This window comes from Citrobacter sp. BIDMC107, assembly GCF_001037575.1.
Classification (GTDB): Bacteria; Pseudomonadota; Gammaproteobacteria; order Enterobacterales; family Enterobacteriaceae; genus Citrobacter; species Citrobacter freundii.
Genome location: NZ_KQ089848.1, coordinates 2,144,481 through 2,166,844, shown reverse-complemented (window position 1 = coordinate 2,166,844; position 22,364 = coordinate 2,144,481). Strand labels below are relative to the sequence as shown.

19 protein-coding genes are annotated in these 22,364 nt (G+C 51.9%); 12 read left to right on the top strand and 7 right to left on the bottom strand.

The genetic code is table 11. The features are described from left to right. The first annotated feature begins 323 nt into the window (after positions 1-323). Complete coding sequence (locus SK39_RS10010) at positions 324-1,451, top strand: slipin family protein (RefSeq protein WP_048216968.1); 1,128 nt, start codon at positions 324-326, stop codon at positions 1,449-1,451. Between the two features lie 5 nt (positions 1,452-1,456). Continuing rightward, positions 1,457-2,242, top strand: a complete 786-nt coding sequence (locus SK39_RS10005; protein ID WP_032938213.1) for a nucleotidyltransferase domain-containing protein — start codon at positions 1,457-1,459, stop codon at positions 2,240-2,242. Positions 2,243-2,284: 42 nt separating this feature from the next. On the opposite strand, the gene lysC is transcribed toward SK39_RS10005, so the two are convergent. Then, positions 2,285-3,634, bottom strand: a complete 1,350-nt coding sequence (gene lysC / locus SK39_RS10000) for a lysine-sensitive aspartokinase 3 (protein ID WP_003031667.1) — start codon at positions 3,632-3,634, stop codon at positions 2,285-2,287. 314 nt (positions 3,635-3,948) lie between these two features. Here lysC and pgi point away from each other — a divergent pair, with 314 nt between their 5' ends. The 5 genes from pgi (at position 3,949) to SK39_RS09975 (ending at position 9,848) form a co-directional block, all read left to right on the top strand. Next, a complete protein-coding gene (gene pgi, locus SK39_RS09995) occupies positions 3,949-5,598 on the top strand; it encodes a glucose-6-phosphate isomerase (protein WP_003031668.1) in 1,650 nt (549 codons plus the stop codon). A 419-nt stretch (positions 5,599-6,017) separates the two neighbouring features. Next, complete coding sequence (gene yjbE / locus SK39_RS09990) at positions 6,018-6,260, top strand: exopolysaccharide production protein YjbE (protein ID WP_003826562.1); 243 nt, start codon at positions 6,018-6,020, stop codon at positions 6,258-6,260. Between the two features lie 119 nt (positions 6,261-6,379). Further along, positions 6,380-7,018 (top strand): YjbF family lipoprotein, encoded by a 639-nt coding sequence (locus SK39_RS09985; RefSeq protein WP_032938210.1) that lies wholly within the window; start codon positions 6,380-6,382, stop codon positions 7,016-7,018. Then, positions 7,015-7,752 carry a capsule biosynthesis GfcC family protein gene (locus SK39_RS09980; protein ID WP_032938208.1) on the top strand — a complete coding sequence of 246 codons (738 nt, stop codon included), beginning with the start codon at positions 7,015-7,017 and terminating at the stop codon, positions 7,750-7,752. Before SK39_RS09985 ends, SK39_RS09980 begins: the two co-directional genes overlap by 4 nt. Beyond that, complete coding sequence (locus tag SK39_RS09975; protein WP_048216967.1) at positions 7,752-9,848, top strand: YjbH domain-containing protein; 2,097 nt, start codon at positions 7,752-7,754, stop codon at positions 9,846-9,848. Before SK39_RS09980 ends, SK39_RS09975 begins: the two co-directional genes overlap by 1 nt. A 97-nt stretch (positions 9,849-9,945) precedes the next feature. Here SK39_RS09975 and SK39_RS09970 read toward each other — a convergent pair whose 3' ends face one another. Further along, entirely contained in the window at positions 9,946-10,398 is a 453-nt protein-coding gene (locus SK39_RS09970) for an acyltransferase (RefSeq protein ID WP_032938205.1), read from the bottom strand. 138 nt (positions 10,399-10,536) lie between these two features. Between SK39_RS09970 and psiE the strand changes: the two genes are divergently transcribed. Continuing rightward, positions 10,537-10,947, top strand: a complete 411-nt coding sequence (gene psiE / locus SK39_RS09965) for a phosphate-starvation-inducible protein PsiE (protein ID WP_003031674.1) — start codon at positions 10,537-10,539, stop codon at positions 10,945-10,947. A gap of 75 nt (positions 10,948-11,022) precedes the next feature. On the opposite strand, the gene nhaC is transcribed toward psiE, so the two are convergent. The 5 genes from nhaC to malE all read right to left on the bottom strand — a co-directional run bounded on the left by nhaC (position 11,023) and on the right by malE (position 17,719). Further along, positions 11,023-12,474: a Na+/H+ antiporter NhaC gene (gene nhaC / locus SK39_RS09960; protein WP_032938203.1), complete on the bottom strand. Its 1,452-nt coding sequence runs from the start codon at positions 12,472-12,474 to the stop codon at positions 11,023-11,025. Beyond that, positions 12,467-13,645 carry a MalY/PatB family protein gene (locus SK39_RS09955; RefSeq protein WP_032948311.1) on the bottom strand — a complete coding sequence of 393 codons (1,179 nt, stop codon included), beginning with the start codon at positions 13,643-13,645 and terminating at the stop codon, positions 12,467-12,469. The genes nhaC and SK39_RS09955 overlap by 8 nt, the downstream gene beginning before the upstream one ends. Before the next feature lie 302 nt (positions 13,646-13,947). Next, positions 13,948-14,838: a maltose ABC transporter permease MalG gene (gene malG / locus SK39_RS09950; protein ID WP_003031677.1), complete on the bottom strand. Its 891-nt coding sequence runs from the start codon at positions 14,836-14,838 to the stop codon at positions 13,948-13,950. Between the two features lie 14 nt (positions 14,839-14,852). Further along, positions 14,853-16,397, bottom strand: coding sequence for a maltose ABC transporter permease MalF (gene malF, locus SK39_RS09945; RefSeq protein ID WP_003031679.1), 1,545 nt, complete (start codon positions 16,395-16,397; stop codon positions 14,853-14,855). 131 nt (positions 16,398-16,528) lie between these two features. Further along, positions 16,529-17,719 carry a maltose/maltodextrin ABC transporter substrate-binding protein MalE gene (malE, locus tag SK39_RS09940; protein ID WP_003031680.1) on the bottom strand — a complete coding sequence of 397 codons (1,191 nt, stop codon included), beginning with the start codon at positions 17,717-17,719 and terminating at the stop codon, positions 16,529-16,531. Positions 17,720-18,079: 360 nt separating this feature from the next. Between malE and malK the strand changes: the two genes are divergently transcribed. From malK to ubiC, 4 genes are all read left to right on the top strand, one after another. Beyond that, positions 18,080-19,189, top strand: coding sequence for a maltose/maltodextrin ABC transporter ATP-binding protein MalK (gene malK / locus SK39_RS09935; RefSeq protein ID WP_003031682.1), 1,110 nt, complete (start codon positions 18,080-18,082; stop codon positions 19,187-19,189). Between the two features lie 78 nt (positions 19,190-19,267). After that, complete coding sequence (locus tag SK39_RS09930; RefSeq protein ID WP_003031683.1) at positions 19,268-20,623, top strand: maltoporin; 1,356 nt, start codon at positions 19,268-19,270, stop codon at positions 20,621-20,623. Between the two features lie 113 nt (positions 20,624-20,736). Next, positions 20,737-21,684, top strand: coding sequence for a maltose operon protein MalM (gene malM / locus SK39_RS09925; protein ID WP_003841372.1), 948 nt, complete (start codon positions 20,737-20,739; stop codon positions 21,682-21,684). Between the two features lie 180 nt (positions 21,685-21,864). After that, positions 21,865-22,362 carry a chorismate lyase gene (ubiC, locus tag SK39_RS09920; protein WP_003031688.1) on the top strand — a complete coding sequence of 166 codons (498 nt, stop codon included), beginning with the start codon at positions 21,865-21,867 and terminating at the stop codon, positions 22,360-22,362. The last annotated feature ends 2 nt before the right edge of the window (positions 22,363-22,364 follow it).

The window sequence follows — 22,364 nt, the reverse complement described above, 5'->3', positions numbered from 1 at the left end:
TTTTAATTCCTGGCACGCTTCTGGCAATAACACTTTCGTCAATCACGCTGAAAGCGCAGGGGGTTAAACCCCGCCGGCACGTCAGGAACGGCACAGGCTGTTTTCCGGGAGTGTTCCGTCAGCCGATGACACACAGTGGGTTCGATTCCCAATTTCATCCCCGAATGAAAACTGGTTGTTAATCATAGAAATAAAGCGGAGTGATGCGCAGTTAGCACGCTCCAGAACAGGCTGCCGGTAATGATGCCGTGTGACAGGCAAAAAGGAATTCCCCTGTCGCTTCGCCCCTGCACCCGCACCTGACTCACAATAAGGAATAAAAAATGATGAAAAAAATCACTATTCGTAAAGGCCAGCTTGGCCTGTTATCCCGACAGGGTGATTACTATCAGGTACTGAATGCAGGTGAGCACCGTTTGCCATGGTTTAACACTCCGGACGTTCTGGTAATCAATACCGATGGCAGCGAAATTCCGGAAGCGCTCGCGGAGTATTTACGTCGCTTCCAGCCTGCATGGGTGGAGCAGTACTGTGTGGTGGCTGATTTAACCGATACTGAAGCAGGTGCGCTGTATGTGAACGGCGTCTTGCAGGAAATTTTGCCACCGGCAACGCGCCGTCTGTACTGGCAGGCCGATGAAGCGCTGAAGCTGGTACGGATGGATACACGTCAGGTTTTGGTTCCTGTTGACGTGATGAACGCAGTATTACAGCCACGTCGCAGCGGTGCGGTGAAAGGTCGTGAAGCTATCTTAACGGTGCAGGTCCCGGCGTGGCACGTCGGTGTACTGAAAATTGATGGTGAAACTCAGGCGCTGTTGCTGCCGGGGTTAACCGCATACTGGAAGGTAAACCATCTGATTGAAGCGGAAGTGGTGGATACCCGTTTGCAGGTGCTGGAGGTTGGCGGCCAGGAGATACTGACCAAAGATAAGGCCAACCTGCGTTTAAACCTGGCGGCGAACTGGCGTTATAGCGATGTGTTGCTGGCATTTGGTCAACTGACTAAACCGCTGGATCACCTTTACCGTGAATTGCAGTTTGCGCTGCGTGAAGCGGTGGGAACGCGCACGCTGGACGAATTGCTGGAAGATAAGCAGGTGATCGATGAAGTGGTGAGCGCGCAGGTGAAAGCCCGTATGACGCCGTTTGGTATTGAGGTGGCTTCACTGGGGGTGAAGGATATTGTCCTGCCCGGCGATATGAAGGCTATTTTATCGCAACTGGTTGAAGCGGAAAAATCCGCCCAGGCCAACGTGATCCGACGTCGTGAAGAGACTGCCGCCACGCGATCGCTGTTAAATACGGCAAAAGTGATGGAAAACAACCCGGTAGCGCTGCGCTTAAAAGAACTGGAAACCCTCGAAAGAGTTGCTGAGCGTATCGATAAAATCTCGGTGTTCGGGGGCCTGGATCAGGTGCTGCACGGTCTTGTGAACATAAAAGGATAAGAATAATGAGCTACAACACAGTGGACGGCGCAATGCGTGAAAGGGTATTGCGCCAGCTAAAAGAGGTTGAGCAGCGCTATGGCGTCAGGGTGCTGTATGCCTGTGAATCCGGCAGCCGTGGCTGGGGATTTGCCTCGCCGGACAGCGACTACGACGTGCGATTTCTCTATGTTCATCCCCCTGAATGGTATCTGCGGGTCGAAGCGCCTCGCGATGTTATCGAGCTGCCGATAGATGATGAGCTGGACGTGTGCGGCTGGGAATGGCGCAAGGCGCTGGGGTTACTCAAAGGCGCAAACCCGACGCTTATCGAGTGGCTGGATTCGCCAGTTGTCTATCAGCAGGATGAAGTGACCGTTTCGGCGCTGAAAGCGTTGGTGCCCAAATGGTTTTCTCCGCTACGTGCCCGCTGGCACTACTACTCGATGGCGCGGAAAAACTTCCGTGGCTATCTGCAAGGTGACGACGTGCGATTGAAGAAGTACTTCTACGTTCTGCGACCCCTGTTGGCGGTGCGTTGGGTGGAAGCGGGCAAGGGCGTACCGCCGATGCGTTTTGCCGACCTGCTGGCGGGAAGTGAACTGGATGCGCCATTGCGTCAGGAAATCGACGAATTGCTGGCGCGCAAACAGCGGTCAGGTGAGGCTGAGTATGGTCCGCGTCGTCCATTGTTACATGCGTTTATCCGCGCCGAACTGGAGAGAGGAGAAATCCCGCCAACCTTACCAGACAGCCGGGAAGGGGATGTGAGGGAATTGGACAGGCTGCTATATGGCACGGTGATGCGGTGAAAATGCCCGATGGCCTAAGAACCATCGGGCGTTGACGTCTACTTATTCAAACAAATTATGGTGTAGCTTCTGTACCACCTGCTCGGCTTCAGTACCGGGTACCAGGAAGCACAGGTTATGGCTGGACGCGCCGTAGCAAATCATTCGAATGTTGAATGGCTCCAGTACGCCGAACACCTCTTTACCCACGCCACAGGCTTTGGACAGGTCATTGCCAATCAACGCCACCAGCGCCAGGCCTTCTTCCACTTCAACCCGACACAGGGCAGACAGTTCCATCAGCAGAGACTGTGTTAACAGTGTATCGCCGGTGGACGTTGAACCAGTGGTATCCAGCGTCAGCGCCACGCTGACTTCGGATGTGGTAATTAAATCGACCGAGATATTGTGGCGTGCCAGGATGCCGAACACTTCCGCCAAAAAGCCGCGAGAGTGCAGCATATTCAGGCTATGCAGTGTCAGCAGCGTCTGCTTACGGCGTAATGCCAGCGCCCGGAACAGCGGTGGATTCGCGGTTTTATTACATACCAGCGTACCGCCTGCTTTTGGATCCTTACTGGAGCCCACAAACACAGGAATATCGCTACGTACGGCTGGCAACAGGGTTGCCGGATGCAGCACTTTCGCGCCAAAGGTCGCCATTTCCGCGGCCTCTTCAAAGGCGATTTCATCAATACGCTGTGCAGCCGGAACTACGCGTGGATCGGTAGTGTAGATGCCGGGAACGTCGGTCCAGATATCAACGCGCGTTGCGTGTAGGGCTTCTGCCAGTAAGGCGGCGGTATAATCGCTGCCGCCACGTCCCAGCGTGGTGGTGCGGCCCTTGCCTTCACTGCCGATAAAGCCCTGAGTAATCACCAGACCTTCGCTCAGACGCGGGGCCAACTGGAGCGTTGCCAGTTCAGCCAGCGCCGTGACGTCGGGTTCTGCACGACCAAAACGATCGTTGGTGCGCATCACTTTACGCACGTCAAACCACTGCGCTTGCACGTTGCGTTCACGCAGGATCTCGACGAACAGCAGGGTAGACATCAGTTCACCGTGGCTGACCAGTTCGTCGGTCAGCGCGGTTGAGGTCGCCAGTGACGCCGCTTCTGCCAGTGTGGTGATGTTTTCCAGCAGACGTTCGATCTCTTCACGGATCACGTTTGGATAACGCAGGCGTTCCAGAATATTGAACTGAATTTGACGAATGGCATCGAGTTTTTCGAAGCGCGCGGTTGGCTCCAGCCCTTCAGCCAGTGCGACCAGCAGGTTGGTGATTCCCGCAGAAGCGGAAAGTACCACCACACGGACGTTAGCATCAGAAAGCACTACATCAGCGCTGCGATTCATGGCATCAAAATCCGCCACGCTGGTACCACCAAACTTGGAGACAACTACATCAGTCATAACTACCTCGTGTCAGGGAATGAATAGAGCGACCATGGCACATAAGGCAGAACGAAAACCGGTGCAGGCGCAAATGCAAATACCGTATTTATAAATAAAATGTGTAGCTTGCACTGTCAACGCTGGGATTATGCGGATTTTTCATGCTGCAACTGCGTTGAGTAACGGTACTAATAACAACGCTGATAACCGCTATACTTTTTAGCCACGTTTGGCGGATGCCCTGGCAATGGCATTAAAACAATCACACTTTTCTGTGACTGGCGTTACAATCGATCTCAGTCACAATTCTCAAAATCAGAAGAGTATTGCTAATGAAAAACATCAATCCAACGCAGACCTCAGCCTGGCAGGCACTACAAAAACACTTTGAAGAAATGAAAGACGTTACTATCGCGGATCTTTTCGCGAAAGATAGCGATCGTTTCACTAAGTTTTCCGCGACGTTTGACGATCTGATGCTGGTGGATTTCTCCAAAAACCGCATCACTGAAGAGACGCTGGCTAAACTGCAGGATCTGGCGAAAGAAACCGATTTGGCGGGTGCCATCAAGTCCATGTTCTCCGGTGAGAAAATCAACCGTACTGAAGACCGTGCCGTGCTGCACGTGGCGCTGCGTAACCGTAGCAATACGCCGATCATCGTTGACGGCAAAGATGTGATGCCGGAAGTGAATGCGGTACTGGAGAAGATGAAATCTTTCTCTGAAGCGATCATCTCCGGAAGCTGGAAAGGCTATACCGGCAAAGCCATCACTGATGTAGTAAACATCGGTATCGGCGGTTCTGACCTTGGCCCGTTCATGGTGACCGAAGCGCTGCGTCCGTATAAAAATCACCTGAACATGCACTTTGTGTCGAACGTCGATGGTACGCACATCGCCGAAGTGCTGAAAAAAGTGAACCCGGAAACCACGCTGTTCCTGGTCGCTTCCAAAACCTTCACCACCCAGGAAACCATGACCAACGCCCACAGCGCGCGCGACTGGTTCCTGGCGACCGCTGGCGACAACAAGCACGTAGCCAAACACTTCGCAGCGCTTTCCACTAACGGTAAAGCGGTTGGCGAGTTTGGTATTGATACAGCCAATATGTTCGAGTTCTGGGACTGGGTTGGCGGTCGTTACTCCCTGTGGTCTGCAATCGGCCTGTCCATCATCCTGTCCGTAGGCTTCGACAATTTTGTTGAGCTGCTCTCCGGCGCGCATGCGATGGACAAACACTTCTCCACCACCCCGGCTGAGAAAAACCTGCCGGTGCTGCTGGCGCTGATCGGTATCTGGTACAACAACTTCTTCGGTGCCGAAACCGAAGCGATTCTGCCGTATGACCAGTATATGCACCGTTTCGCGGCCTACTTCCAGCAGGGCAACATGGAATCCAACGGTAAATACGTTGACCGTAACGGCAATGCGGTGGATTACCAGACTGGCCCAATCATCTGGGGTGAGCCGGGTACTAACGGCCAGCATGCGTTCTACCAGCTGATCCACCAGGGTACCAAAATGGTGCCGTGCGATTTCATCGCGCCGGCAATCACCCACAATCCGCTGTCGGATCACCATCCGAAACTGCTGTCTAATTTCTTCGCGCAAACCGAAGCGCTGGCTTTTGGTAAATCTCGTGAAGTGGTTGAGCAGGAATATCGCGACCAGGGTAAAGATCCGGCTACGCTTGAGCACGTTGTGCCGTTCAAAGTGTTCGAAGGTAACCGTCCAACGAACTCCATTCTGCTGCGCGAAATCACGCCGTTCAGCCTGGGTGCGCTGATTGCGCTGTACGAACACAAAATCTTCACTCAGGGCGCGATCCTGAACATCTTCACCTTTGACCAGTGGGGCGTTGAGCTGGGCAAACAGCTGGCGAACCGCATTCTGCCAGAGCTGAACGATGATAAAACTGTTTCTTCCCATGATGTTTCTACTAATGGGTTGATTAACCGTTACAAAGCCTGGCGCGCCTGATGGCGCTGCGCTTATCCGGCCTACTGGCACATATCCTGTAGGCCGGATAATGCGTTTCGCCGCCATCCGGCATTAATGAAATAAAAAAGCCGATATTAATATCGGCTTTTTTATAAGATTACTCCAGGATATCTACGTTTTTACTTCACTCTTTAATTGAGCTTAATCCTAAAATAATTCAATCAACGTTATCCTGCCTCTGATATTTTCAGATTTACCGGGTATTGTGTTTTTATTATTATATTTTAACTCTTTGAATTAAGTTGTTTTTATTATTTGTTGTTAATCATATTTTCTCTCGTTATCTAATTATCCTAAATTCCCTCTCGATCTAATTTACAAACTTCGCTTGTGTATACTCGATCTCGCCCGAAATTCTTTTGGGTAAATCTCCATTCATACAATGAAGGGAATTTGTGATGAAAAAAGTTCTGTATGGCCTTTGGGCTATATCTGCGCTTGCGGCGACCTCTGTCTATGCCGCCCCCGTTCAGGTGGGTGAGGCTGCAGGGTCGGCTGCCGCGTCGGTTTCGGCAGGAAGTTCCTCCGCAACCAGCGTGAGCACCGTAAGTTCTGCGGTGGGGGTTGCCCTGGCGGCGACCGGCGGCGGCGATGGTTCTAATACCGGAACCACAACCACCACAACCACCAGTACCCAGTAATAAAGGTACGTTTAATTCTAACCACACTTCGGTGTGGTTATTTTGGAATTGCCAAAAGTCTGTGGGATTTGTAGGCCGGGTAAGCGTCGCGCCACCCGGCAATAATGCGGAGAAACGTCGTGAAGCGACCAGCGATCATAATGGTTTGCCTGCTACTGCAGGCGTGCTCAGCCACTACCGAAGGGCTGGGTCATTCGCTGTGGGATAGCGTGTTTGGTACTCCCGGCGTACAGATGACGGACGATGAAATTCAAAACATGCCTTACGCCAGCCAGTACATGCAGCTCAACGGCGGTCCCCAACTGTTTGTGGTACTCGCGTTTGCAGAAAACGGACAGCAGAAATGGGTGACTCAGGATCGGGCTATTCTCGTCACGCAGCATGGGCGCATTGTGAAAACGCACCTTGGCGGGGACAACCTAATCGAGGTGAATAATCTGGCGACAGACCCGCTCATCAAGCCAAATCAGATAGTCGACGGCACAACGTGGACCCGCACGATGGGCTGGACTGAACATCAGCAGGTACGCTATGCCACCGCGCGCTCGGTTTTCACATGGGATGGCGCAGACACCATCAAAGTCGGCAGCGATAACACGCCGGTACGGATCCTTGATGAAGAGGTCACCACCGATCAAACGCGCTGGCATAACCGCTACTGGGTAGACAGTGACGGCATGATTCGCCAGTCGGAACAGTATCTTGGCGCAGGTTTCTTCCCGGTGAAAACCACGCTGATTAAGGCGGCAAAACCATGATGAAACAAATGATTACTGCGCTGACATTCAGCCTGTGCGCGGCATCTGTTTTTGCTGCGGGCAGCGTAAAAGTGATTACGACAGGTAGCACAGAAGCAAAAATGCTGACCGGGGCTGAACATCTGCTCGACCTGGTTGGACAGCCGCGGTTAAGCAATAGCTGGTGGCCAGGCGCGGTTATCAGCGAAGAGCGGGCAACAACTGAGGCACAACGTCAGCAGCAGGCATTACTGGCTCGTCTGGCGACGTTGAGCGCTGAAGCAAGCGGTGAGGATGCTGGCGCTATCAACGCATTACGCCAGCAAATTCAGGCGCTGAAGGTGGCCGGTAGACAGACGATTAATCTCGACCCGGATGTAGTGCGTACCAGTGAGCCAGGCAACCCGCCGTTGCAGGGTAATTACACACTGTGGGTCGGACCGCAGCCCACGGATATCACGCTGTTGGGTTTGCTAAGCCACACAGGTAAACAGCCGTTTATACCCGGACGTGATGTTGCCAGCTATCTCGATGGGCAGCATCGGCTCAGCGGCGCGGATCGTAGCTACGCCTGGGTTGTCTATCCCGACGGACGCACACAAAAAGTACCGGTCGCCTACTGGAACAAACGTCACATTGAGCCGATGCCCGGCAGCATCATTTTTGTCGGGTTGTCGGACTCTGTCTGGAGCAGCACCCCGGATGAAATCAATGCCGACATTCTTCGCACCCTTACCCAGCGGATACCCGAATAATGAGAAAAACTTATCTGCTCAGCCTGTTGGCGCTGGGTATCAGTGCGGCCTGTCACGGTGAAACGTATCCTGCGCCGATTGGTCCTTCCCAGTCCGATTTTGGCGGCGTGGGGCTGCTGCAAACCCCAACCGCACGCATGGCGCGTGAGGGCGAAATGAGCCTTAACTACCGCGATAACGATCAGTACCGCTATTACTCTGCGTCGGTACAACTGTTCCCGTGGCTGGAAACCACGCTGCGCTACACCGATGTGCGTACTAAAAAATACAGCAGCGTCGAGTCGTTTTCTGGCGATCAGACATACAAGGATAAAGCTTTTGATCTCAAACTACGTCTGTGGGAAGAGAGCTACTGGATGCCGCAGGTGGCGGTAGGTGCGCGCGATATTGGCGGAACGGGCCTGTTCGATGCGGAGTATATTGTGGCAAACAAAGCCTGGGGACCGTTTGATTTCTCACTCGGTCTTGGCTGGGGATACCTCGGGACCAGCGGCAACGTCAGCAATCCGTTTTGCTCATACAGCGATAAATTCTGTCATCGCGATAACAGTTACAAGCAGGCGGGTTCCATTGACGGCAGCCAGATGTTCCACGGCCCGGCGTCGCTGTTTGGCGGCGTGGAATATCAGACACCCTGGCAGCCGCTGCGTCTGAAACTGGAGTATGAGGGTAATAATTACCAGCAGGATTTTGCGGGCAAGCTGGATCAGAAGAGCAAGTTTAACGTCGGCGCTATTTATCGCGTCACCGATTGGGCCGACGTTAACCTCAGCTATGAGCGCGGGAACACCTTTATGTTTGGGTTCACGCTGCGGACTAACTTCAACGATTTGCGACCAAACTATAACGATAACGCCCGTCCGAAGTATCAGCCGCAGCCGCAGGATGCGATCCTGCAACATTCGGTAGTGGCGAATCAGCTAACGCTGCTGAAATACAATGCCGGGCTGGTGGATCCTAAAATCCAGGTGCAGGGCGATACGCTGTATGTAACAGGCGAACAGGTGAAATACCGTGATTCGCGCGAGGGGATCGAGCGTGCCAACCGGATCGTGATGAACGATCTTCCTGACGGGATCCGCACGATCCGTATTACGGAAAATCGCCTTAACTTGCCGCAGGTGACGACCGAAACAGAGGTTTCCAGCCTCAAGCGCCATCTGGAAGGCGAGCCCTTGGGCCATGAGACTCAACTGGCGCAAAAACGCGTGGAGCCCATGGTGCCGAAAACGACCGAGCAGGGCTGGTATATTGATAAGTCGCGCTTCGATTTCCATATCGATCCGGTGCTAAACCAGTCGGTGGGTGGCCCGGAAAATTTCTATATGTATCAGTTGGGCGTGATGGGTACGGCGGATTGGTGGGTGACCGATCATCTGCTGACCACCGGGAGTTTGTTCGCCAACCTCGCCAATAACTATGACAAGTTTAACTACACCAACCCGCCGCAGGATTCGCATTTGCCGCGTGTGCGTACCCATGTACGTGATTACGTGCAAAACGATGTTTACGTGAATAACCTGCAGGCCAACTACTTCCAGTCACTCGGCAACGGCTTTTACGGACAGGTGTACGGCGGCTATCTGGAGACCATGTACGGCGGCGCGGGGGCAGAAGTGCTGTATCGTCCGCTGGACAGCAACTGGGCGTTTGGTGTTGATGCCAACTACGTGAAACAGCGTGACTGGCGTAGCGCGCAGGACATGATGAAATTCACCGACTACAGCGTGAAGACCGGGCATTTGACCGCGTACTGGAATCCTTCTTTCGCCCAGGATGTGCTGGTGAAAGCCAGCGTGGGTCAGTATCTGGCCGGGGATAAGGGCGGAACGTTGGAGATCGCCAAACGCTTCGACAGCGGTGTCGTGGTGGGTGGTTATGCGACTATCACTAACGCCTCGCCGGATGAGTATGGCGAGGGTGATTTTACTAAAGGGGTGTACGTTTCCGTGCCGCTGGATCTGTTCTCGTCTGGTCCGACCCGCAGCCGTGCGGCGATTGGCTGGACGCCGTTAACACGTGATGGCGGTCAGCAGCTTGGGCGTAAGTTTGGTCTGTACGATATGACCAGCGATCGCAGCGTGAATTTTCGGTAATCGAGCCGTTTGCCAGCCGGATGGCGCTACGCTTATCCGGCCTACAAAGAGCCTGTATTGCAGGCCGGATAAGGTATTTACGCCGTCATCAGGGAAGTTACAGGCGACGCAATAATTTTGCCGGGTTTCCCGCGTACACGCCTTTCTCGGTGATTGATTTGGTCACTACGCTTCCTGCGCCGATGACCGCGCCATCGCAGACAGTGACCGCCAGAATGGTCGCCCCGCTGCCGATCGAAACATCGTCGCCAATCGTAATTCTTCCCCAACTGTTGCGGTCGGCGTTGGGTTTTCCTTCGCGGAACATATCGTTGGCGAACATCACGCCATGCCCGATAAAACAGCGGGAACCGATGGTGACATATTCGCAGATGAAGGTGTGCGACTGAATTTTGCTGTCTGCGCCAATCTGCGTGCTGCCCTGGATTTCAACAAATGGTCCGACAAAAACGTTGTCTCCCAATGTGCAATCGTAGAGATTGGCAGGTTCATAAATCACCACGTTCTCACCGCAGGTAACGTTGCGGACAGCGGATTGTCTTAGCTGCATAATTCATCCTGTGAAATGTATCGTGGCATTCATCATTCTCCGTTGACCTTTCTTGCACAAAATATAAACAAAAAATGTAGATCTCTGTCACATTTTTGCGTTATACAGGAACCTCGCCACTGAGTAAGAGGTGCTGCTATGACGTCGCTATCTCGTCCGCGCGTGGAGTTTATCTCCACTATTTTACAGACCGTGTTGAATCTGGGACTGCTGAGTCTGGGCCTGATCCTGGTTGTATTCCTCGGGAAAGAAACGCTGCATCTGGCGGACGTGCTGTTCGCCCCGGAACAAACCAGCAAGTATGAGTTGGTGGAAGGGCTGGTGGTTTACTTCCTCTACTTTGAATTTATCGCGTTGATTGTGAAGTACTTTCAGTCAGGGTTTCACTTTCCGTTGCGCTACTTTGTCTATATCGGGATCACCGCGATTGTGCGGTTGATCATCGTCGATCATAAAGCGCCGATGGATGTGCTGATCTATTCTGCAGCGATCCTGCTGCTGGTGATCACCCTGTGGCTGTGTAATTCCAAACGGCTGAAGCGAGAGTAAAAGACAACACGCCGCAATCGGGCTGCGGCGTGTAGACGTAGTTAATTATTGGCAAATATCTTAATCAGGCTGGTACTACTTGCTTTCATTTGCTGCTTCCATCATGAGCTGTTGCTGCTTTTCTTTGGATAAGCGAGCAATGCCAAAACCAGTGAAACCCCATAACGTCGCAAAGAAAATGCCACTCCAGCAGAGAATCGCCCACGGAAGATAGCTTAATGTTGCAACACCAAGCGTACCTGCCATGTAGGCTCCCGCCGCAGTCCAGGGCAGAATCGGCTCGAATATGGTGGCAGAGTCTTCTACTGTCCTTGCCAGATTTTTTGGGTGTAGCCCACGCTCAATATAAGCGCTTCGTAGCATTTCAATCGGAATCAGGATTGAGATCTGACCATTACAGGTCACGCTAATCATTGTTAAACCACAGGCAATAGTCGCAAGAATCATGGTTCCTGTGGAATGAACTAGTTTAAGTAGGTTGTGGACAATGACTTCTAAAGCACCGCTCAGAGCCAATGTTCCCGCAAATGAAAGGGCGCAGAAACAAATCAGCAGCGTACTCATCATCGAGTTCATGCCACCACGGTTAAGCAAATTACCCAGTAGAGGATTAACATCTTTATCGGCAAGCATTGAAACGTTAAATCCGTCTACGGCGCTTTTTACAATATCGTGCAGAGTGAAACCCTGAATGACGCTGGCGTTGATCATGGCAACCAGTGCCGAAACTAACATAATTGGAATGGTTGGTTTCTTGGTAATCGAGCCGTACAGGACAATAGCAATGGGTAACAGTAACAACAAATTAAAATGGTAAATACCCTTTAATCCCTCTGTAATTAACTGAACTTTATCGGGAACGGTTGAGCCGCCGAGATCGCCATTCATACCATAGAGAGTCATGACAACAGCAGAAAGGATCAAGGAAGGAAGGGTTGTGTAAAGTAAATGAGCGATATGTTCATAGAGATCTATCTGGGCGGCCATCGCTGCCAGGTTTGTGTCACCAGAAAGGGGAGACAGTTTGTCCCCGAAGTAAGCTCCTGCCACAATAGCGCCAGCAGTTGCTGCCAGATTAGCCTCCATTCCGATGGCCACGCCCATAAACGCTACACCGACTGTGCCCGCTGAGCCCCAGGATGTTCCTGTGCACACAGAGACGACTGCAGTGACAAGCAGGGCTGTCACATAGATCATTGAAGGGTTTATCAGATTAAGGCCGTAATAAATCATCAGCGGAATAGTGCCGCCTATCATCCATGTCCCAATCAGTAGGCCCACGCTGATCAAAATTAAGAGAGCGGGCATCGTTTTGGCGATTTTCTGCGAAATTGATTCAAGGATTGCGTTGTAGCCGTACCCCAAACGCTTAACCAATAGTGCCGCAATGACGGTCGAAAGGACCATTAATGGCTCAGGTGGTAGATCGAAAGCCGCATAACCGACCCCCAGCAATAAGACCATCGCCAGTATCGGTAACATTGATTCCACCAGAGTTGGTGTTCTTGGAGTATTGTTATTATTCATGGAGGGAAACTCCTTTAGTGTAGGGTATGCTCTGATAAATCCGTTCAAATGCTTCTTTAAGAATGGTTCTCGGCGTGGCAATGTTCACACGGAAAAAACCAAGTCCTTCATCGCCAAAATCTGATCCCCAACTCATCTCAACACCTGCGAGCGAAACAAACCAATGGCGTAGCTGTTCTTCGCTGATGTTCATCGCTCGGTAGTCAATCCACAACATGTAAGTTCCGCCACCAGAGGCTAAAACCCAGTCTGGAAAATGAGTCTGGCAAAAGGATTGAACCCAGCTCCTGTTTTCGGCTAAATAATCTTTTAATGCTGCTAACCAAGAATCACCATGGCGGTAAGCACAGAGAAATGCAGGAACAGAGAAATAACCAGGATTATGGATACCTGCTGCAATAAGAGCTGATTTAAACTTTTCTCGACACTTATCATTAGCAATAACAATATTGGCGATTTCAAGTCCGGCCATATTGAATGTTTTTGCCGGAGATGTACAAATAAATGAGTTTTGTGCAACGTATGAACTTATCGAAGAAATTGTTTGATGTTGTTTTTTGATGAAATTGAAGTCTGCATGAACATCATCAGAAATAATAAAAACGTTGTATTTCTCTGCTAATGAAGCTATTTTTCTTAGATTATCTTCTGACCAGATTGTTCCTGTTGGATTATGCGGCGATATTAGAATGAAACAACAAGCCGTTTTAAACTTATCTTCGAGATCCGCAAAGTCTATTTCATAGGAGCGGTCACGATAAAGCAACGCACTTTCCAGCAATACTCTATGGTTGACTTCAACTGCATGGCTAATAGGATGATAGGCTGGTGCCAGGCTGACAATAGCATCTCCCGGTTGGGTAAAATTCTGGATATATAATGAAACGGCTTGTACCACTCGTGGGCAAAAAACAATGTGTTCAGGGTTGACCTTCCACGAGTAATGGCGTTGATACCACTGTGCTGTCACTTGCTGCCAGTCATCACTTAATAATGTATAACCGTAGATACCTTTCTGATTTGCGACTGATAATTCAGAAACCATAAAATCAGCTACCGGGATATCCATATCAGCTACAGATAGAGGGATGATTTCACGCCCCTTGTTATTATATTTAGCGCTATAGGTTCCGTCGCGTGAAATAACTTTATCAAAATTATATACTTTCATATTTGTTACTCGCCCGATTTCATCTTTAGAGTAATGTAATATTTCGAGGGTGGGAGTGTTATTCTGTATTTTGTTTTCGTCATTATGAAAATTTGCATATGTGATGCTTATCACAAAGATGTTAACTATCTGTCAATAAAAATAATCCGGCGAGTGTAAACGTTTTACATCGCTTAACCGCCTGTAATTTACATAAAAAAAGGGCGCTCCGTAGAGCGCCGAATAACAGTCACAGGTTGGGATAACATAAGTTGAGGGTTGCAGTGGCATTGCCCGTTGCCGGGCAGTTACTTCGGTAAAACTTAACCTTTCACACCACCTGCCGTCAGTCCGTTGACCAGCCAGCGCTGCGCCAGCAAGAACACCAGAGTGATCGGAATGGCTGAAAGTACAGCTGCGGCGGCAAAGTCGCCCCACAAATAGTTCTGTGGATTGAGGTACTGCTGCATACCTACCGCGAGGGTATAGCTGTTCACATCACGCAGCAGCAGTGACGCGACCGGTACTTCGGTAATAGCGGCAATGAAAGACAGAATAAACACGACCGCCAGAATCGGAACGGAAAGTGGTAGCAGCACCAGGCGGAATGCCTGCCACGGCGTTGCGCCATCCAGCGCGGCCGCTTCTTCCAGCGAACCGTCGATGGTTTCGAAATAACCCTTAATCGTCCATACATGCAGCGCAATACCGCCAAGATAGGCGAAGATCACGCCGCCGTGCGTGTTCAGGCCGATAAACGGAATGTACTGACCCAGGCGGTCAAACAAAGCATATAACGCGACCAGAGACAGCACCGCCGGGAACATCTGGAAAATCAGCATCCCTTTCAGCAGGGTTGCTTTGCCCGGGAAACGCATACGGGCAAAGGCGTAAGCACAGGTGGTGGAAAGCGTCACGATACCGATCGCGGTAATGCTGGCCACTTTCACAGAGTTCCACAGCCACAGCAGTACCGGGAACGGCGGCGGCGTCACACGGCCATCCGCGTGTTCAACGCTAAAGCCCAGTGCCAGTTTCCAGTGTTCCCAGGAGATGTTTTCCGGGATCAAACTGCCGGTGGCAAAGTTGCCTTCGCGCAGCGAGATAGCGATAACCATCAGCAACGGGAACATGATCGCCGCGATGAAAATCAGCAGCAGCAGGTGCGTTGTTAAGAGACGCAGTTTCTGAGATTTGGGTTGTACCATAGCCATGTTCGTTGTCTCCCTTAATCAAACTTCATACGTGTGGCTTTCAGGTTCACAATCGCCAGCGCACCCACCAGCAGGAAGATCAGCGTGGCAATCGCCGCCGCCAGACCGAAGTCCTGACCACCGCCGCCTTCAAAGGCAATACGGTAGGTGTAGCTCACGAGCAGGTCGGTATAACCGGCTGGCGTGGTGGTGCCGAGTCGGTCCGGGCCACCGTTGGTCAACAGCTGAATCAGCACGAAGTTGTTAAAGTTAAAGGCGAAGCTGGCGATCATCAGCGGTGTCAGCGGCTTAATCAGCAGCGGTAGCGTTATCTTAAAGAAGTTCTGGAACGGACCTGCACCATCCATCGCCGAGGCTTCATACAGATCGTCAGGAATCGCTTTCAGCAGACCCATGCACAGGATCATCATGTATGGATAACCGAGCCAGGTGTTGACGATAATAATCATCGAGCGTGCGGTGGTTGGGTCGCTGAACCAGGCCGGTTTGATACCAAACAGTGCGCTCAGCATCATGTTGATTTCACCAAAGCTCTGGTTGAATAAGCCCTTGAAAATCAGAATCGAGATAAACGACGGTACGGCATACGGAAGAATCAGCAGGACACGGTAAATCGCTTTGCCTTTGAGAGACTCCCACTGTACGAGACAGGCCAGCACCATCCCCACAGCAACGGTGAGGATCACCGTCAGAACGGAGAAGACCACCGTCCAGACAAAGATGGCGAAGAACGGTTTCTGGATGCCTTCGTCGGTAAACACGCGAGTGAAGTTATCCCAGCCGATGGCAACGGTATAGCCTGGACTGAGTTTTTCGCTACCCCAGCTACCGTCAGCGTTAATCGCCTGATAATAACCAATATCGTTATTGGCGCGGTATTTTACGCCGCTCTGGCTGTTGGTGAGCGTACCGTCATCAGCGAGCGTATAAAGTGGCTGCGTGCCGGAAAACTGGCGCAACGAGCTCATAATCACTTTGCTTTCATCCGGCAGGATGGCGGTCAATTGGGTTAATGCCTGGCGATTTTGCGTGATGATGCGCAGCGTTGCACGCTCGCCCGCTGGCAGCGCTTCGGCTTCTTTCAACTGCAGTTTCTGTTCGCCGCCAAATTTAAAGGCGTCGGAGAGATAATTCTTGCCGGTTTCACCGTCGGTGAGAGCCAGTTGCCACTCATCACCCGCCGGATACAGGCCAAAGTTGTAGGTTTTCCCAGCCTGATACGAACGATCCATCAGGACTTCCTGAGCACGTTCAAAGGTCAGCTGGTTGGTACTGCTGTAGTTGGTAAAGGCAATGGCGATCGTACAAATCAGCGGAAACAGGACAAACAGCCCCATACCGGCAACGCCCGGATAAACATAGCGCCAGGCATAGGCTTTACGGTTAGCGAAAATATACAGGCCAGCAGAGCTTAAAATCAGCGTCATGATGGCAAACAGGTACTCCCCCTGAGCGTACATCAAAACAACAAGGTAACCGACCAGCAGCCCAAGCAGACCCATCACTGACCATTTCAGCGTGTCGCTTTGCCACCAGTGTTTCTTTTTAATGACATCCATGGGGTTCAATCCTCAACAACAATGAAAACCTGTTGGTCAGCGTGCCTGATGGCGCTGCGCTTATCAGGCCTACGGTGTGTTGTAGGCCGGATAAGGCATTTATGCCGCCATCCGGCACGTGTGCTACAGCATTACTTGGTGATACGACCTTGTGCATCTTTCAGCGCGGCATCGACGGTCTGACGGCCGCTGGCTGCGTTGATCACTGCGGTACGAACGGCATACCAGAATGCGGACATCTGTGGGATGTTCGGCATGATTTCGCCTTTCTGGGCGTTATCCATGGTGGCGGCGATGCGTGGGTCTTTTGCTAACTGATCCTGGAAGGATTTCAGCGCAACGGCGCCCAGCGGCTTGTCCTTGTTCACTTCATCCAGACCCTGATCGGTCAGCAGGTAGTTTTCGAGGAACTCTTTCGCCAGTTCTTTGTTCGGGCTGGCGGCGTTGATACCGGCGCTCAGAACGCCAACAAATGGTTTAGACGCTTTGCCTTTGAAGGTTGGCAGCAGCGTGACGCCGTAGTTGATTTTGCTCTTGTCGATATTGGACCACGCCCACGGACCGTTGATGGTCATCGCGGTATCGCCCTTGTTAAAGGCCGCTTCGGCGATGGAGTAATCGGTATCCGCGTTCATGTGTTTGTTCTTGATCAGGTCAACCAGGAAGGTCAGGCCCGCTTTCGCGCCGGCGTTATCCACGCCCACGTCTTTCACATCGTACTTGCCGTTTTCAAACTTGAATGCGTAACCGCCGTCGGCGGCAATCAGCGGCCAGGTGAAGTACGGCTCTTGCAGGTTGAACATCAGCGCGGATTTACCTTTCGCCTTCAGCTCTTTATCCAGTGCAGGAATTTCTTCCCAGGTTTTCGGTGGGTTTGGCACGAGGTCTTTGTTGTAAATCAGCGACAGCGCTTCAACCGCGATCGGGTAGGCAATCAGTTTGCCGTTATAGCGTACGGCATCCCAGGTGAACGGATAGAGTTTGTCCTGGAACGCTTTGTCAGGCGTGATTTCAGCCAGCAGGCCAGACTGAGCGTAACCGCCAAAACGGTCATGAGCCCAGAAGATGATGTCCGGGCCGTCGCCGGTCGCGGCAACCTGCGGGAATTTCTCTTCCAGTTTGTCCGGGTGCTCAATAGTGACTTTGATCCCGGTGTCTTTCTCGAATTTTTTGCCCACTTCAGCGAGGCCGTTATAGCCTTTGTCGCCGTTAATCCAGATAACCAGCTTACCTTCTTCAATCTTGGCGAGAGCCGAGGCGGAAAACATCATCGTCGTTAATGCAGACAATGCGAGGATGCGTGCGCCAGTTTTGATTTTCATAGTTCCCATCCTGTTTGGTGATTTTGCAGAGGTGACTTAACGGTTACTAGTTTCTTTATACGACAACCTCTTTCCATCCTCCTTACCCCTACGCCCCACCCGCTCTTTATGTGATCTGTGTTACATAAATGTGAGTATTGCGTACTGGCGCACATAAAAACCCACCGATTTTTGCAGGCTGCATCACGAAATTCCTCTGAGGCGGGTAGCCCGGGTCTCAGACGCTGCTCTCTCATCCTCCCGCCTCCTCCCCCATAAAAAAGCCGGGGGGTGGAGGATTCACGCAGTCAAGTGATCGCGCATAGTCAGCCCATCATGAATGTTGCTGTCGATGACAGGTTGTAACGAAGGGAGAAGGGCATGGCGAGCGTACAGCTGCGAAATGTAACAAAAGCCTGGGGTGACGTGGTGGTATCGAAAGATATCAATCTCGACATTCACGAAGGGGAATTCGTGGTGTTTGTCGGACCGTCAGGCTGCGGTAAGTCGACCTTGCTGCGTATGATCGCCGGGCTTGAAACCATCACCAGTGGTGACTTGTTTATCGGGGAGACCCGGATGAACGACATTCCGCCCGCCGAACGCGGTGTGGGTATGGTCTTTCAGTCCTACGCGTTATATCCCCATTTATCTGTCGCGGAAAACATGTCATTCGGCCTCAAACTGGCCGGGGCGAAAAAAGAGGTGATGAACCAACGTGTGAACCAAGTTGCGGAAGTTCTGCAACTGGCACACCTGCTGGAGCGTAAACCAAAAGCGCTTTCCGGCGGACAACGTCAGCGTGTGGCGATTGGCCGTACGCTGGTCGCCGAACCGCGTGTATTCCTGCTGGACGAACCGCTGTCAAACCTCGACGCCGCGCTGCGCGTCCAGATGCGAATTGAAATCTCCCGCCTGCATAAACGTCTTGGTCGCACGATGATTTACGTCACCCACGATCAGGTCGAAGCGATGACCCTGGCTGACAAAATTGTGGTGCTGGATGCCGGTCGCGTAGCGCAGGTCGGTAAACCGCTGGAGCTATACCACTACCCGGCTGACCGCTTTGTTGCCGGGTTTATTGGCTCGCCGAAGATGAACTTCCTGCCGGTGAAAGTCACCGGGACGGCCATCGATCAGGTGCAGGTTGAACTGCCTAACCGCCAGCAAATATGGCTCCCGGTAGACAGCCATGCGGTGCAGGTTGGCGCCAACATGTCTTTAGGTATCCGCCCGGAACATCTGCTGCCCAGCGATATCGCCGATGTCACCCTCGAAGGTGAAGTGCAGGTGGTCGAGCAGCTTGGTCACGAAACACAAATTCATATCCAGATCCCCGCCATCCGTCAAAACCTGGTTTACCGCCAGAACGACGTGGTGTTGGTAGAAGAGGGTGCCACATTCGCTATCGGCCTGCCGCCAGAGCGTTGCCATCTGTTCCGTGAGGATGGCAGTGCATGTCGTCGGTTGCATCAAGAGCCGGGTGTTTAAGGTATCCCATTAAAAAAAAGCGCAAAACCGTCAAGGTGAAGCGTTTAAAGAAAAGCAATGATCTCAGGAGATAGAACGATGATTACTCTGCGCAAACTCCCTCTGGCGGTTGCTGTGGCGGCAGGCATTATGTCTGTTCAGGCAATGGCTGTGGATTTCCATGGCTATGCACGTTCCGGTATTGGCTGGACGGGTAGCGGCGGTGAACAACAGTGTTTCCAGGCAACCGGCGCCCAAAGTAAATACCGTCTTGGTAACGAATGTGAAACCTATGCGGAAATTAAATTAGGTCAGGAAGTGTGGAAAGAGGGCGATAAGAGCTTCTACTTCGACACTAACGTTGCCTATTCCGTCGCACAGCAGAATGACTGGGAAGGGACTGACCCGGCCTTCCGTGAAGCCAACGTGCAGGGTAAAAACCTGATTGAATGGCTGCCAGGCTCCACTATCTGGGCAGGTAAGCGCTTCTATCAGCGTCATGATGTTCACATGATCGACTTCTACTACTGGGATATTTCAGGTCCTGGTGCTGGTATTGAAAACATCGATCTGGGCTTCGGTAAACTGTCTCTGGCCGCGAGCCGTTCACAGGAAGCGGGTGGTTCATATGCTTTCAGCAGCCAGAATATCTATGATCGTACCAAAGACACCGCCAACGACGTATTTGACGTTCGTTTAGCACAGTTGGCAACTAACCCGGATGGGATGTTGGAACTGGGCGTTGACTATGGCCGTGCGAATACCACCGATGATTACCACCTGGCAGACGGCGCATCTAAAGATGGTTGGATGTTCACCGCTGAACATACCCAGAGCATGCTGAAGGGCTACAACAAGTTTGTTGTTCAGTACGCGACAGATTCTATGACCACTCAGGGTAAAGGTCTGAACCAAGGGTCTTACGGTTCATCCTCCTTCACCGTTACTAACCCAGACGGTAGTAAAACGAATTACGCCAATAACGTTATTAATAACAACGGTAGCCTGTTCCGCGTACTTGACCACGGTGCAATCTCCCTGGGCGACAAATGGGATCTGATGTACGTCGGTATGTACCAGAACCTCGATATGGATAACGACCTGGGGACCGAATGGTACACCGTCGGTATTCGTCCGATGTACAAATGGACACCGATCATGAGCACCCTGCTGGAAGTCGGTTACGACAACGTCAAATCTCAGCAAACTGGCGATCGCAACAGCCAGTACAAAATCACCCTGGCGCAACAGTGGCAGGCTGGTGACAGCATCTGGTCCCGCCCGGCAATTCGTGTCTTTGCAACCTATGCCAAATGGGATGAAGAGTGGGGCTACGTTAAAAATGGTAACGACGTAACCAAATACGCCGCTGCAACCAACTCTGGTATCAGCACAACCAGCCGTGGCGACAGCGATGAGTGGTCCTTCGGTGCCCAGATGGAAATCTGGTGGTAATTCAGCACTAACCTGACGTAAAGACCGAAAGAGGGGCGCCAGCCCCTCTTGATTACGGTTTAGCGCGCTATTGCCTGGCCACCGCTGAACCCATGCTATCTGAGGTGATAACAATGAAAATGAAGAAAAGTCTCGTTGCCCTTTGTTTATCTGCAGGGTTATTTGCCAGCGCGCCTGGCATCAGCCTGGCCGATGTAAATATTGTTCCGCAGAACACCACCGCGGCTCCAGCTATTCCCACTGCTGCGCTACAACAGTTAACCTGGACGCCGGTTGATCAATCCAAAACCCAGTCGACACAGCTAGCGACAGCGGGTCAGCGTCTTGATGTTGCTGGTATTACTGGCCCAGTCGCTGCGTACAGCGTACCCGCGAATATTGGTGAGTTAACCCTGACGCTGACCAGTGAAGTCAACAAACAAACCAGCGTATTTGCACCAAACGTTTTAATTCTTGATCAGAACATGACGCCATCTGCGTTCTTCCCCAGCAGCTATTTCACCTACCAGGAACCCGGCGTGATGAGTGCCGATCGTCTGGAAGGCGTAATGCGTCTGACGCCAGCGCTGGGCCAGCAAAAGCTCTATGTTCTGGTCTTTACCACAGATAAAGATCTCCAGCAGACCACCACCCTGCTTGACCCGGCAAAAGCCTATGCCAAAGGGGTGGGTAACGCTGTTCCGGATATTCCTGACCCGATCGCCCGTCATACCACCGACGGTCTGCTGAAGCTGAAAGTCAAAACCAGTTCCTCCTCCAGCGTGCTGGTAGGGCCGCTGTTTGGCTCATCCGGCCCTGGCCCTGTCACGGTGGGTAATACCGCAGCGCCTGCAGTTACTTATGCGGCTCCGGCGGCAGCCGTTGCTGCTCCAGCGCCACAACCGGTGAAGAAAAGTGAGCCGATGTTAAATGACACGGAAAGTTATTTTAACCAGGGCATTAAGGATGCCGTGGCGAAAGGCGATGTCGATAAAGCGCTGAAGCTGCTTGATGAAGCTGAACGTCTGGGATCCAAATCTGCCCGATCCACCTTTATCAGCAGTGTAAAAGGCAAGGGGTAAACGTCTCCCCGCAGTGCTGATTTTGCAACAACTGGTGCGTCTCCTGGCGCACCTTTTTTTATCCTTCGGTGCTAATTGTTACACTTATGTTGCTCTGACGATCACTTAATTGTGTTTGCTCACCCCGTAATGCATTTTCTGCGATACAATGCCTTCAGGTTATAAATCGGAGAGTAAGGCATGCCACACCCTGCGTTAACGCAACTGCGTGCGCTGCGTTATTTTGATGCGATCCCGGCGCTGGACCCCCAACTGCTCGACTGGTTGTTACTGGAAGATTCCATGACCAAACGTTTTGAGCAGCAGGGGAAAAAGGTCACCGTAACGTTGATTCGCGAAGAATTCGTTGGGCAAAATGAGGTGGCTGAAGAACTGACGCTGCTGCCTAAAGAGTCTCGCTATTGGTTACGTGAAATCCTGTTATGTGCGGATGGTGAACCCTGGCTTGCCGGACGGACCGTGGTGCCTGAATCAACCTTGTGCGGCCCTGAACTGGCCTTACAGAACCTGGGGAAAACCCCGCTCGGACGCTACCTGTTTACGTCATCGACATTGACCCGAGATTTTATTGAGATTGGCCGCGATGCAGCGCTATGGGGGCGTCGTTCCCGCCTACGGCTGAGCGGTAAGCCGCTGATGCTTACCGAGCTTTTTCTGCCTGCATCGCCGTTGTACTGAGA

What these genes read in the sequence shown, in the direction of transcription:
- SK39_RS10010 (WP_048216968.1), top strand. Translation starts at nt 324, where the DNA reads ATGATGAAAAAAATCACTATTCGTAAAGGCCAGCTTGGCCTGTTATCC.
- SK39_RS10005 (WP_032938213.1), top strand. Translation starts at nt 1,457, where the DNA reads ATGAGCTACAACACAGTGGACGGCGCAATGCGTGAAAGGGTATTGCGC.
- lysC (WP_003031667.1), bottom strand. Translation starts at nt 3,634, where the DNA reads ATGACTGATGTAGTTGTCTCCAAGTTTGGTGGTACCAGCGTGGCGGAT.
- pgi (WP_003031668.1), top strand. Translation starts at nt 3,949, where the DNA reads ATGAAAAACATCAATCCAACGCAGACCTCAGCCTGGCAGGCACTACAA.
- yjbE (WP_003826562.1), top strand. Translation starts at nt 6,018, where the DNA reads ATGAAAAAAGTTCTGTATGGCCTTTGGGCTATATCTGCGCTTGCGGCG.
- SK39_RS09980 (WP_032938208.1), top strand. Translation starts at nt 7,015, where the DNA reads ATGATGAAACAAATGATTACTGCGCTGACATTCAGCCTGTGCGCGGCA.
- SK39_RS09975 (WP_048216967.1), top strand. Translation starts at nt 7,752, where the DNA reads ATGAGAAAAACTTATCTGCTCAGCCTGTTGGCGCTGGGTATCAGTGCG.
- SK39_RS09970 (WP_032938205.1), bottom strand. Translation starts at nt 10,398, where the DNA reads ATGCAGCTAAGACAATCCGCTGTCCGCAACGTTACCTGCGGTGAGAAC.
- psiE (WP_003031674.1), top strand. Translation starts at nt 10,537, where the DNA reads ATGACGTCGCTATCTCGTCCGCGCGTGGAGTTTATCTCCACTATTTTA.
- nhaC (WP_032938203.1), bottom strand. Translation starts at nt 12,474, where the DNA reads ATGAATAATAACAATACTCCAAGAACACCAACTCTGGTGGAATCAATG.
- SK39_RS09955 (WP_032948311.1), bottom strand. Translation starts at nt 13,645, where the DNA reads ATGAAAGTATATAATTTTGATAAAGTTATTTCACGCGACGGAACCTAT.
- malG (WP_003031677.1), bottom strand. Translation starts at nt 14,838, where the DNA reads ATGGCTATGGTACAACCCAAATCTCAGAAACTGCGTCTCTTAACAACG.
- malF (WP_003031679.1), bottom strand. Translation starts at nt 16,397, where the DNA reads ATGGATGTCATTAAAAAGAAACACTGGTGGCAAAGCGACACGCTGAAA.
- malE (WP_003031680.1), bottom strand. Translation starts at nt 17,719, where the DNA reads ATGAAAATCAAAACTGGCGCACGCATCCTCGCATTGTCTGCATTAACG.
- malK (WP_003031682.1), top strand. Translation starts at nt 18,080, where the DNA reads ATGGCGAGCGTACAGCTGCGAAATGTAACAAAAGCCTGGGGTGACGTG.
- SK39_RS09930 (WP_003031683.1), top strand. Translation starts at nt 19,268, where the DNA reads ATGATTACTCTGCGCAAACTCCCTCTGGCGGTTGCTGTGGCGGCAGGC.
- malM (WP_003841372.1), top strand. Translation starts at nt 20,737, where the DNA reads ATGAAAATGAAGAAAAGTCTCGTTGCCCTTTGTTTATCTGCAGGGTTA.
- ubiC (WP_003031688.1), top strand. Translation starts at nt 21,865, where the DNA reads ATGCCACACCCTGCGTTAACGCAACTGCGTGCGCTGCGTTATTTTGAT.